Origin of the sequence: Microbacterium sp. 2216-1 (genome assembly GCF_046507855.1) — a bacterium.
Taxonomy (GTDB): domain Bacteria; phylum Actinomycetota; class Actinomycetes; order Actinomycetales; family Microbacteriaceae; genus Microbacterium; species Microbacterium esteraromaticum_C.
Window position 1 is genome coordinate 1 of record NZ_JBKFTM010000004.1, and the last position, 12016, is coordinate 12016.

Below are 12016 nucleotides of genomic sequence, written 5' to 3' on the forward strand. Positions count from 1 at the left end.
GCTGTTGAGTTCTCAAGGATCGGACGCACCCACACACCAACCAACAAAGGCCAGACGCGCAAGGCAACTTCACAATCTAAGTTCGGGCCATCCGGGGCTGCTGTGCAGCCGGACCGGAACCCGGATCTCTACCTTACACCATCATGACTGGTGGTGGAAGATGAGATGTTCGCTGCTTGGAGGGGAGCCAGGCCCTGAGGCCTTCCGCTCAACCGCTTGGGGCGAACAAGTAATAATTTACGTGGATCCGGACATCCCGGCAAATCACCCCCGCATCCCGGGCGTGTCGCGCGGCGTGACGCCTCTAGGCTCGACGCATGTCGTCGCCCACCACAGGCTTGCACTCCCCCGTTCCGCTTCCTGCGCGCCTGCCGGTCGGCGAGTTGGCGGCGCGCAGCGTCGCCGCCGCAGGCGCTGCGCTCGCGGGCACGCCGAACTCATCGCCGGATCCGCAGCGGGTAGCAGCCGCATACCGGAGCGACCGCCATCTGCTGATCGACGGCGAGCACCCGGACGTCTGGTCTCCGCTGTCGGGCTTCTGGCGCACCGCCGACGGGTGGGTGCGCACCCACGCCAACTATCCGCACCATGCTGTTGCTCTGCGCGCCGGCCTGAGTCTCGACACGCACGCGTCGTCCGATGACCTCCGTGCGTTGTTGGCAGCGACTTCGACCCAGCATGCCGTCGCGGCCGTCCGTGCGCGCGGCGGGCTGTGCGTGCCAGTGCGCCGGGAGGACCCAGCCACCGACGCCGCCCTGCGGCAGCATCCGATCGTCGCAATCGAGCGCCTCGGCAACGCACCGAAACGCGCACTCCCCCGCGCGACCCCGTCACGCCCGCTCGACGGCGTGCGCGTGCTTGACCTCACCCGCGTGATCGCCGGCCCGGTCGCCACACGCACGCTGGCCTTCGCCGGAGCGGACGTGCTGCGAATCGACCCGCCGACGCGCCCCGAGTTCGCGTGGCAGCATCTCGACACCGGGCATGGAAAGCGCACGGCGCTTGTCGACATCGCATCCGAGTCGGAGCTCGTCGAGTCGCTGCTCCACGACGCCGATGTCGTCGTGCTCGGCTATCGCCCCGAGGGGCTGCGGCGCTTCGGGCTATCACCGCAGCTGCTCGGCGAACGGCATCCGCACCTGGTTGTCGCGCAGTTGACCGCCTGGCCCGGCGCAGACTCACCCCGCGGTTTCGACAGTCTCGTTCAGGCCGAGTCGGGCATCGCGTGGTGCGAATCGCCCGATGGCGAGACCCCCGGTGCGCTGCCGGCGCAGGCGCTCGATCACTCCGCCGGCTATCTGCTGGCCGCAGGGATCGCCGATGCCCTGCGGCGCCGGGAATCCGACGGCGGCACCTGGTTCGTCAGCACCTCGCTGCGGCGCGTGGCGGCCGAACTGCTCGGCATGCCCCGCCGGCCGGAATCAGCGCACGACGAGTCGGCTCAGCCACCTACCAACCCCGAGACGCAGTCCTTCTCAGTGGGCGGGCATGACGTCACCACCGTTGTACCCGCCGTCACCTGGCCGGGCGCTCCGACGCGTTATGCGTCTCCGCGGGAATGGGGCGCCGACACCGCATCGTGGTGAGCGATCGGAGCCGCTGTGCGTCGCGGCACGACGACGATCGCGACACACAGCAGCACCGTCAACACACCCCACAGTCCGGAGGCCGCCGGCAGCGTCGCGTACGCCAGATGCCGCACAGTGAACTCGTCGGTCAGCGGTCCGTAGGCCGCGAGCCCCAGCATCCACGCCGACACGAGCACGATCGGCAGCGCCGCCATCCACGCCCAACGCAGCCACGTCGGCAGCAACGCCGGGCGCGGAGCGACCGGGCGTCGACGCAGCCAGATCAGCATCCAGATGCCGATGAGCGCCAATCCGAAGGCGCTTGAGCCGTACTGCAGCCACTTGTATCCGGGCAACGGTCCCCACGCCGCCTGCAGGGCGGGAATCGCCTCGACGCCCCAGCGACCCTCATGCGTGAACAGATCCCAGACGATGTGCGAGAGCACACCGATCATCAACGAGAGCACCAGCAGCAGCGGATAGCCGAACCGCGCACGCGCGCCGACGGCTTCAGCGGCGGCACGTCGACCGGTCTGCCGCCACTGATCGGGCAGCCGTGACGCGAGCGCATCCGGAGCCAGCGCCACCAGGCCCGGGCGCATCACCACCCGCCAAATCACGAACAGCACGAACGCGATCAGCGTCGTCCACACGACGTTCGCCACCGAATGGGTGAACCCGTACGGCACCCCGAAGCCGCGCAGGAACAACGGCAGATCAGGGGTCATCGCCCCGATCGCGATCGCCGCCGGCACCAGCGGTGTGCGCACGAAAGGCAACGCGACGACCGCGTGGCTCGGGGTGAACGGCATGGCGTCGCGGAATCAGCCGATGAACACGCCGGCGAGGGTCTTCTTGCCGCGACGCAGCACCGAGACACCGCCCGGAAGAGTCCCCTGCACGAGCGCCGAGTCGTCGGCGACGCGCTCACCATCCAGCGTGACGCCGCCCTGCGAGATCGCGCGCCGCGCCTCGGATGCGCTGGAGACCAGGCCCGTGGCGACGAGCGCGTCGACCACCGGCGTGCCCGCCGGCACCGTCGCGTTGGGCAGCTCATCAAGTGCCGTGCGCAGCGTGGTCGCGTCGAGTGCGGCCAGGTCGCCCTGGCCGAACAGCGCGTCGGATGCTGCGATGACCGCCGCGGTCGCTTCGGCGCCATGCACCGTCGTGACCACTTCGAGCGCCAGGCGCTTCTGCGCGGCGCGGCGGAACGGCTCACTCTCGACCAGCGCCGCGTACTCGGCGATCTCGGCGCTGCTGAGGAAGGTGAAGACCTTCAGGCGCTCGACGACATCAGCATCCGCAGTGCTCAACCAGAACTGGTAGAACGCGTACGGGCTCGTCATCTCGGCGTCGATCCAGATGGCGTTGCCCTCGCTCTTGCCGAACTTGGTGCCGTCGCTGTTGGTGATCAGCGGCGTGCCGATCGCGTGGACCGAGACTCCCTCGACACGGTGGATCAGGTCGGTACCGCTGGTGAGGTTACCCCACTGGTCGGATCCGCCGGTCTGCAGGACGCAGTCGTACTGGCGGTACAGCTCGAGGAAGTCGATCCCCTGAAGGATCTGGTAACTGAACTCGGTGTAGCTGATGCCGGCATCCGAGTTCAGGCGCGCGGCGACGGCATCCTTCTTCAGCATCGTGCCGACACGGTAGTGCTTGCCGATCTCGCGCAGGAAGTCGATGGCGCTCAGGGGCGCCGTCCAGTCGAGGTTGTTGACCATCCGGGCGGCGTTGTCGCCTTCGAAGCTGAGGTAGCGCGATACCTGCGCGCGCAGGCGGTCCACCCACTCGGCGACCGTCTCGCGGGTGTTCAGCGTGCGCTCGGCCGTCGGTCGCGGATCGCCGATCAGACCGGTGGAACCGCCGACGAGTCCGAGCGGCTTGTGGCCGGCCAGCTGGATGCGGCGCAGCGTCAGCAGCTGCACGAGGTGACCGAGGTGCAGGCTGGGAGCAGTCGGGTCGAAGCCGCAGTAATACGTGATCGGGTCTCCGCCGAGCAGGGCGCGCAACGCCTCTTGATCAGTGGACACGTGGACGAGCCCACGCCAGACCAGCTCGTCCCACACGTTCTCGAACGCGGGGTCGAGCGCCACGGGCGCTGTCGTCAGAGCGGTTTCAGACACGACACTCAGGCTATCAGCGCGCACGCGTCGCACCGGTTCATCAGACGCGGATGCCCCACCACAACAGGAAGGCCGCTCCCAGGGCGACCACCCAGCTGACCAGGCTGCCCACCAGGAAGTACTCCGCCCGCGCCCCGGTCTCGCCGTCCTTCGAGATCTCGGGGAAACGCACGATGCCCTTCGCCGCGAGCATCGCCGCCAGCAGCGCGTAGGCGCCCGCCAGCGTCAGCACGACGACCAGGAAGCGCTCCAGCGGACCGATCAGCCGGCCACCCTGAAAGCCGGTGGCGGCCTGCGGCGGCTGACGCAGTTGTCCACCTCGAAACAGCCCACCCTGCTCGGCGGGTCTCCACGTGCCCTCCCGGTCCAGCGCGGCGCGCACGATCAGGTTCGCCGATTCCCCGACGAAAAGCACGACGCCGACAGCCAGCACGGCGACATCGAAGGCGATCTCGCCCTCGGGCGCCGGCAGGTGCCATACCTCCCCGATCAGACCCGGCGCATCGCGCGCGGGCATCAGCGCCGTGGTCGCGGATACGATCGCGGCCAGCACCACGGCGGGCCAGAAGGATGCCCTCCCTGTGGCTTCCAGCGGCATCGTCCAGATCCATGCGCCGCCGAGCACGACGGCGATCACGGCCGGCACAAGGGCGTCGCTGCAGATGCCCGCGATGATGATGAGCGCGATCAGCACGCACAGCACAAGCAGGCGCGGCGCACGGCGCGGCACGAATCGCCGCAGCAGATCAGCGGCGCCGATGGCCGCGAGGGTGAGGCCGGCGAGAATCACGTGAGGCCACCTCGCAGCGCATCGAGCCCCTCCAGCAACGCGGTTGCCCCCGAGCTGCGCAGTGACTTCGAGATGCTCGGCTGCGTCACATCTTCCTGCTCGGCGAGGTCTCGTTGCGACATGCCCCCGAACCGGCCGTAGGCGATGCGCCTCTCCCGCGCCGTCATGCGCACGACGATCTCGTCGCGGGCCATCAGGTAGGCGTTCGATGCGGCGATGAGAGTGACCATGCCCTCATCCTGCCCCGGGGCACCGACGATCCAGGTGCGGGCGCTCGGCAGGGCCCGTTCCTGTCGGGCGTGCACGAACTCGATCGCGTCGCGCGCCGCCCACCATCCGGGCCCGTCAGCGAGTTCGCGATGCGCGGACTCGACGGTGGTGACGGGCCCTACGCCCAAACCGAACCGGAACTCAGCGCCGTCGGGAAGCGCAAGCTGCAGAAGCAGCACCGCGGTCAGTGCCTCGACCAGGCCGCTGTAGACACCCTGCTGCTCGTCACCGACGGTCGGCCGCAACGGTTGTTCGGCGAGCGGATGCTCGCTCTCGACTCTGGCGATCGTCTCGTCGAACGTGCGTTGAGCCGCCGCCCGGTCTTCGAGGCGACGCGAGCCGATGATGTCAGCGATCACTGCCACGACAGTCATGGCATAACCGTAACACGACTATTCGCGAAATATAACCGTATGAGTTATTGCTCGCGAACAGTCGTGCGACGGGAATCCGTCAGACAGAAGCAATCCGTCAGAGGCCGAGGGCGTGCGCCGACGCCTGCGCGCGCGCCACCAGCTCGGCCCGCTGCTCGGTCACCCGAACGGGGGCCGTCCCGCCGACCCCGGCACGCGACGCCACCGATCCCTCGATCGTCAGCACCTCCCGCACCTCGGGCGAGAGCAGCGGCGAGACCTGCGCGAACAGGGCGTCGTCGGCATCCTCCAGTCCGATCCCCCGCTCCTCGCACGCCTGCACCAGCGCGCCAGAGACCTCGTGCGCATCCCGGAACGGCACACCCTTGCGCACCAGCCAGTCGGCCACGTCGGTCGCCAGCGAGAAGCCCTCCGGGGCCAGTTCCGCCATCCGCGCGGTATCGAAACGCATCGTGGCGACCATGCCCGCGAACGCCGGCAGCAGCACCTCCAGCGTCTGCACCGAGTCGAACACCGGCTCCTTGTCCTCCTGCAGATCCCGGTTGTACGCCAGCGGAAGACCCTTCAGCGTCGCCAGCAGACCCGTCAGATTTCCCAGCAGACGCCCCGCCTTGCCGCGCGCGAGCTCGGCGATATCGGGGTTCTTCTTCTGCGGCATGATGCTCGAACCGGTCGAGAAGCCGTCATCGAGCGTGACGAAGCCGAACTCGCGCGTGTTCCAGATGATGATGTCTTCAGAGAACCGGGACAGGTCGATGCCGATCTGCGCGGAGATGTACGCGAACTCGGCGACGACATCACGCGCCGACGTCCCATCGATCGAGTTCTCGGCCGGGCCGGACAGGCCGAGTTCTCTGGCCACGAGCGCCGGGTCAAGACCCAGGGACGAACCGGCCAGTGCTCCCCCGCCGTAGGGCGAGACGGATGCCCGTGACATCCAGTCACGCAGTCGCTCGAGGTCACGCACGAGCGGCCAGGCGTGGGCCTGCAGATGGTGGGCCAGCAGCAACGGCTGCGCCGACTGCAGGTGCGTGCGACCCGGCATGATGGCGTTCGGGTGGGACTCGGCCTGAGCGACGATCGCATCGATCACCCGCAGCAGGTCGCGGGCGATCACGCGGGAGTGGTCGCGCAGGTACATGCGCACCAGCGTGGCGATCTGGTCGTTGCGGCTACGACCCGCGCGCAGTTTGCCGCCCAGCTCGGCCCCGACCTCGGCGATCAGCGCCTGCTCCAGCGCACCGTGCACGTCCTCGTCGCCGGGCTGCGCCACGAGCGAGCCATCCGCCACACGAGCGGCCAGCCGGTCGAGTCCGGCGTGCATCGCCTCGGCCTCGGCGGCGTCCAGATAACCGGCTGCTTCGAGCGCCTTGGCGTGCGCGTGGGAGCCGGCGATGTCATACAGCGCCAACGCCCAGTCGAAGTGGGTGGAGCGGCTCAGTTCGACCAGTTCCGGCGAGGGGCCCGTGGCGAAGCGTCCGCCCCACAGCGATCCCTCGTTGGTGCCGTGCACTCCCTCGCCGTTCGTCGCGCTCATTTGACTGCTCCTTCGCCGCCGGCGACGGCATCCGTCGCCTGCGTCTTCTTCTCGAGCAACCAGACAAGCAGCGCCTTCTGCGCGTGCAGTCGGTTCTCGGCCTCGTCCCACACGACGCTCTGCGGGCCGTCGATCACTTCGGAGTCGACCTCGTAGCCGCGATCCGCGGGAAGGCAGTGGATGAAGATCGCCTCGGGGTCAGCCAGCGACATGATCTCGGTGGTCACCTTGTATCCGCCGAGCTCGCGCAGGCGGATGATCTTCTCTTCCTCCTTGCCCATCGACACCCAGGTGTCGGTGACGACGACATCAGCGCCCAGCGCGGCCTCACGCGGGTCGGTCAACAGTGTGACCGATCCGCCGGTCTCGGCGGCGCGGGCCTCGGCCGCGGCGACGACATCGGCGCGCGGGGCGTAGGAGGTGGGCGAAGCGATGCGCACATGCATGCCCGCCGTGACACCGGCGAGCAGGTACGAGTGGGCCATGTTGCTGCGCCCGTCGCCGAAGAACGTCAGCGTCAGCCCGGCCAGCTCACCCTTGTGCTCGCGGATCGTGAGCAGGTCGGCCAGCAGCTGGCACGGGTGGAAGTCGTCCGACAGGGCGTTGACGACCGGCACGCGCGTACCGCGCGCCATCTCTTCCAAGCCCGACTGCGCGTAGGTGCGCCAGACGATCGCCGCCACCTGACGCTCGAGCACGCGCGCGGTGTCGGAGGGCGTCTCCTTGCCACCGAGCTGGCTGTTCGCGGTCGAGATGATCAGCGGCGAGCCGCCGAGGTCGGCGATCCCGACCGCGAACGAGACGCGGGTGCGGGTAGAGGACTTGTCGAAGATGACCGCGACGGTCTGGGGCCCCGCCAGGGCCTTGTTCGCCCAGCGGTCCTTCTTCAGTTCGAGGGCGAGATCGAGGATCTCGGTCTGCTCGGCACGCGTCAGGTCGTCATCGCGCAGCAGGTGGCGGGTCATGGCTTCTCCGAGGGGGTCGTGGTGGTGGCGGCGACGTCGGCGAGGGCTGCGCCGAACCGGATGAGGAACTCCTGCACCTCGGTGTCGCCGATCGTGTAGGCGGGAGCGATGCGGATGACATCGGGGGTCGGCGCATTGACGATCAGCCCGCGTTCCTGAGCGGCGGCGGCGACCGCGGGCGCAACCGAGGCACTCAACCGGATGCCGATGAGCAGACCCGCGCCGGTAGTGCCCGCAACCAGCGGCAGAGCCGCGACGCCGTCGCGCAGCTGCGCGCCACGCGCGTTGACGTTGTCGAGCACGTGCTCGTCCTCGACGAAGCCGAGCACGGCGTTGGCGACCGCGCTGGCCAGCGGGTTCCCACCGAAGGTCGAGTTGTGCGTGCCCGGGTAGAACAGGTCGCTCGCCGAGGCGAACGTGATCAGCGCGCCGAGCGGGAAGCCCGCGCCGATGCTCTTGGCGAGCGTGACGGCATCCGGGATCACACCCTCACGCTGGAAGGCGAACCACTCACCGGTGCGTCCCGACCCGGTCTGCACCTCGTCGAGGATCAGCAGCGCATCGTGAGCTGTCGTGAGCGCGCGCGCACGCGCGAGGAAGCCCTCGGGCAGCTCGACCACACCGGCCTCACCCTGGATGGGCTCGACGATCATCGCGGCGACACCGCCCTCGGCGAACGCCGCCTCCAGGCTCTCCAGCGTGCGCTCCACGGCGACGATGTCGGGCACGGCCGGCAGGAACGGGTCGCGGTAGGCGGCCTTCGGGGTGAGCGAGAGTGCGCCCATCGTGCGTCCGTGGAACGCTCCTTCGACGACGAGGATGCGCGTGCGGGCAGCGCCCTCCCCCGCTGACGGCTGTGCACCGTGCAACCGGGCGAGCTTGATCGCCATCTCGTTGGCCTCGGTACCGGAGTTCGCCAGGAACACACGGCCGCGCTCACCGGTTCCGGCCAGGCGCTTCAGGCGCGCGGCGATCTCGAGCTGAGGGGGCGTGGCGAAGTAGTTCGACACATGCGCCAGCGTTGCCGCCTGCGCCGAGACCGCCTCCACGAACACCGGGTGCGCGTGACCGAGGCAGTTCACGGCGATGCCGCCGAGGAAGTCCAGGTAGCGGTTGTCGTCAGCGTCCCACACCCAGGAGCCCTCACCGCGGGTGAGCAACGCGAGCCGTCCGCCGAGGCTCATCAGATCGCGTGCCGCGTCGTCGTTCCAGTTCGTCATCCTGCGACCACCTCTGTGCCGATTCCCTTGCTGGTGAACAGTTCCACGAGCACCGAGTGCGGTACCCGCCCGTCGATGATCGCCGCCGCATCGACCCCCGACTCGACCGCGTCGAGGCACGCGCGCATCTTCGGGATCATTCCCGATTCGAGCGTGGGCAGCATCTGGGTGAGCTCGGTCGCCGTGATGTGCGAGACCAACGAATCACGGTTGGGCCAGTCGGCGTAGAGCCCGGCGACATCGGTGAGGATCACCAGCTTGCGGGCCCCCAGAGCCGTCGCCAGGGCCGCGGCCGCGGCATCCGCATTCACGTTCAGCGACTGACCGGGGTGATCGAGGTCGGGCGCGATCGACGAGACCACGGGGATGCGACCGGCCGCGAGGTGGTCGAGCACCGGTGTCGGGTCGACCTGCACCACGTCGCCGACGCGGCCAAGATCGACCTCTTCACCGTCGAGCACGATGCCGCGTCGACGCCCGCCGAACAGCCCGGCGTCCTCACCGCTCAGTCCCGTCGCGATCGGGCCGTGCGAGTTGATCTTCGCCACCAGTGTGGGGTTGATCTGCCCGGTGAGCACCATCCGCACGACGCTGATGGCCTCGGTGGAGGTGACCCGGTATCCGCCCTTGAACTCACTGGGGATGGCCAGCCGGTCGAGCATGCTCGAGATCTGGGGGCCGCCACCGTGCACGACCACCGGCTGCACGCCGACGTACCGCAGGTAGGCGATGTCCTGCGCGAACGCCTCTTGCAGTTCGTCGCTGACCATCGCATTGCCGCCGTACTTGACGACCACGATCTGATCGCGGAAGCGCTTGAGCCACGGCAGCGATTCGATGAGGGTGGCGGCCTTGTAGGCGGCTTCCTCGGGGGCGGTGTCCTGCAGATCTGTCATGAGGCGTAGGCGCTGTTCTCGTGCACGTAGTCGTGGGTCAGGTCGTTGGTGAGGATCGTCGCGGTCGCGTCGCCGGTCTTCAGATCGATCTCGACGAGCGTCGCCCGCGGGGTGAGGTCGACCTCTTCACGCGGACGGTCGGGACCACCGGCGGAGCAGACGCGCACACCGTTCATCGATACATCGACGTCGTAGGGGTCGAAGCGCGCGTCGGTCGTGCCGATCGCGGCGAGCACCCGCCCCCAGTTGGGGTCGTTGCCGAAGATCGCCGCCTTGAAGAGGTTGTTGCGCGCCACCGATCGGCCGACCTCCACGGCGTCGGCCTCGCTCTCGGCGTTCGTGACGACGATCGTGATGTCGTGGCTGGCGCCCTCGGCATCCTGCTGCAGCTTCTGCGACAGCTCACGGCAGACCTCGGTCAGGGCCGATGCGAACTCGTCGAGGTCGGGACGGATGCCGGTGGCACCGTTGGCCAGCAGCGTCACCTGGTCGTTGGTCGACATGCAGCCGTCCGAATCGAGCCGGTCGAAGGTGACCCCCGTCGCCCGGCGCAGCGCAGCATCCGCCTCAACCGCTTCGAGGTCGGCGTCGGTGGTGAGGACGACCAGCATGGTGGCCAGCCCCGGTGCGAGCATCCCCGCGCCCTTGGCCATGCCTCCGATCGTCCAGCCCGATCGCGTCACCGATGCGGTCTTCGCGACGGTGTCTGTGGTCATGATGGCCGCGGCGGCGTCCTGACCGCCGTCTGCGCTCAGCGCGGCGACGCCGCGCTCGACGCCGTCGAGAACCCGACCGCGGAAGACCTCGTCGCCGGTGCCGATGAGCCCCGTCGAGCAGACCAGCACATCTCCGGCGCTGACCTGCAGCAGCTCGGCGGCCTTCTCGGCTGTCTGGTGCGTGGTCTGGAACCCGAAGGCCCCGGTGAAGCAGTTCGCGCCGCCGGAGTTGAGCACGATCGCCTCGACGATGCGATCGGCGATCACCTGCTGCGACCAGATGATCGGGTTGGCCTTGGCGCGGTTCGTGGTGAACACCGCCGCGCCGATCTTGCGCGGGCCGCGGTTGACGACGATGGCTACGTCGAGGGCTCCGGTGGACTTCAGCCCCGTGGCGACGCCGGCCGCCTCGAAGCCCTGGGGTGCGGTGACACTCACGGCGCTACTCCGTTCACGGTGAGCGCGCGGCCCTCGGGAAGGCCGAGCGCGAGATTCATGGACTGGATGGCAGCGCCGGCGGTGCCCTTGACGAGGTTGTCGACGGCGGTGACCACCGTGACGCGGTTGGCCGCCCGGTCGATCGCCAGACCCATCAGCGCGGTATTGGCGCCGAGCACGTCAGCGGTGCGCGGGAACGATCCCTGCGGCAGCAGCTGCACGAAGGTCTCGTCGCCGTAGGCCTGCTCCCACGCGTCGCGGATCTGCGCGTCGGTCACACCCTCGACGATCGGCGCGGTGGACGTGGCGAGGATGCCACGCGCCATCGGCACGAGAACGGGGGTGAACGAGATGCGGATGCTGTCGGGCGTGGCTCCCGAGGCCGCGGCGAGCGCCTGGCGGATCTCGGGGATGTGCCGGTGCGTGCCGCCGACGGCGTACGGGTTGGCGGTGCCGAGCAGTTCGCTGCCCAGCAGGTGGGGCTTGAGGCTCTTGCCGGCGCCGGACGGGCCGACGGCAAGCATCGTGACGATGTCGGACGGATCGATCACTCCGGCGGCGACGCCGGGGGTCAGGCTCAGACTGACGGTCGATGCGTTGCAGCCGGGAGCCGCGATCCGCGAAGCGCCCCGCAGCTGCTCACGCTGCTTTCCGGTGGCCGTGAGCAGCTCGGGCACACCGTACGCCCACGGCTCATCGAAGTGGCCGCCGTAGAAGGCGTCCCAGGCCTGTTGCGAGGTGAGCCGGTGGTCGGCACCGGCGTCGATCACCAGCGGGGTGTCGCCGAGGGCGTCGGTGTACTGGCCGGACTGGCCGTGCGGCAGGGCGAGGAACACGATGTCGTGCCCGGCCAACACCTCGGGGGTGGTGGGCTGCAGCGTCAGGTGCGCCAGGGAGCGCAGGTGCGGCTGGTGTTCGATGAGCGGCTGGCCGGCGTTGGAATGCGCGGTCACGGTGCGGATCTCGATGTCGGGGTGTGCGGCGAGGAGCCGCAGGATCTCGCCCCCCGCGTAGCCGGATGCGCCGGAGACGGCGACGGTATACGTCATGCTTCTACCTTAACGGTCGGTGTGCGCCCGATGACGGGCCTGGGCCGAGGCGGCGACACCGGCAGCT

Annotated in this window: 11 protein-coding genes; 1 reads left to right on the forward strand and 10 read right to left on the reverse strand. The window is 69.1% G+C overall.

Going from position 1 to position 12016, the window contains the following annotated elements:
• Positions 1-317 precede the first annotated feature (317 nt).
• Positions 318-1586, forward strand: a complete 1269-nt coding sequence (locus ACLD0U_RS11895; RefSeq protein ID WP_410340742.1) for a CoA transferase — start codon at positions 318-320, stop codon at positions 1584-1586.
• On the opposite strand, the gene ACLD0U_RS11900 is transcribed toward ACLD0U_RS11895, so the two are convergent.
• The 10 genes from ACLD0U_RS11900 to argC all read right to left on the reverse strand — a co-directional run bounded on the left by ACLD0U_RS11900 (position 1541) and on the right by argC (position 11949).
• Complete coding sequence (locus ACLD0U_RS11900; RefSeq protein WP_410340743.1) at positions 1541-2380, reverse strand: DUF4184 family protein; 840 nt, start codon at positions 2378-2380, stop codon at positions 1541-1543. The two genes, ACLD0U_RS11895 and ACLD0U_RS11900, sit on opposite strands and share 46 nt — an antisense overlap.
• Before the next feature lie 12 nt (positions 2381-2392).
• On the reverse strand, positions 2393-3694 hold the full coding sequence (gene tyrS, locus ACLD0U_RS11905; protein ID WP_179410462.1) for a tyrosine--tRNA ligase: 1302 nt from the start codon (positions 3692-3694) through the stop codon (positions 2393-2395).
• A 40-nt stretch (positions 3695-3734) separates the two neighbouring features.
• On the reverse strand, positions 3735-4484 hold the full coding sequence (locus ACLD0U_RS11910) for a hypothetical protein (protein WP_410340744.1): 750 nt from the start codon (positions 4482-4484) through the stop codon (positions 3735-3737).
• On the reverse strand, positions 4481-5128 hold the full coding sequence (locus ACLD0U_RS11915) for a SatD family protein (protein ID WP_410340745.1): 648 nt from the start codon (positions 5126-5128) through the stop codon (positions 4481-4483). Before ACLD0U_RS11915 ends, ACLD0U_RS11910 begins: the two co-directional genes overlap by 4 nt.
• A 97-nt stretch (positions 5129-5225) precedes the next feature.
• Positions 5226-6665, reverse strand: a complete 1440-nt coding sequence (gene argH / locus ACLD0U_RS11920) for an argininosuccinate lyase (protein ID WP_179410459.1) — start codon at positions 6663-6665, stop codon at positions 5226-5228.
• The gene (gene argF / locus ACLD0U_RS11925; RefSeq protein WP_206551774.1) at positions 6662-7630 is read right to left on the reverse strand and encodes an ornithine carbamoyltransferase; all 969 of its coding nucleotides are present in this window, start codon (positions 7628-7630) and stop codon (positions 6662-6664) included. The genes argH and argF overlap by 4 nt, the downstream gene beginning before the upstream one ends.
• Positions 7627-8850: an acetylornithine transaminase gene (locus ACLD0U_RS11930; protein WP_410340746.1), complete on the reverse strand. Its 1224-nt coding sequence runs from the start codon at positions 8848-8850 to the stop codon at positions 7627-7629. The genes argF and ACLD0U_RS11930 overlap by 4 nt, the downstream gene beginning before the upstream one ends.
• On the reverse strand, positions 8847-9746 hold the full coding sequence (argB, locus tag ACLD0U_RS11935) for an acetylglutamate kinase (RefSeq protein WP_410340747.1): 900 nt from the start codon (positions 9744-9746) through the stop codon (positions 8847-8849). Before argB ends, ACLD0U_RS11930 begins: the two co-directional genes overlap by 4 nt.
• Positions 9743-10900, reverse strand: coding sequence for a bifunctional glutamate N-acetyltransferase/amino-acid acetyltransferase ArgJ (argJ, locus tag ACLD0U_RS11940; RefSeq protein ID WP_410340748.1), 1158 nt, complete (start codon positions 10898-10900; stop codon positions 9743-9745). The genes argB and argJ overlap by 4 nt, the downstream gene beginning before the upstream one ends.
• A complete protein-coding gene (gene argC / locus ACLD0U_RS11945) occupies positions 10897-11949 on the reverse strand; it encodes an N-acetyl-gamma-glutamyl-phosphate reductase (RefSeq protein WP_410340749.1) in 1053 nt (350 codons plus the stop codon). Before argC ends, argJ begins: the two co-directional genes overlap by 4 nt.
• Positions 11950-12016 lie beyond the last annotated feature (67 nt).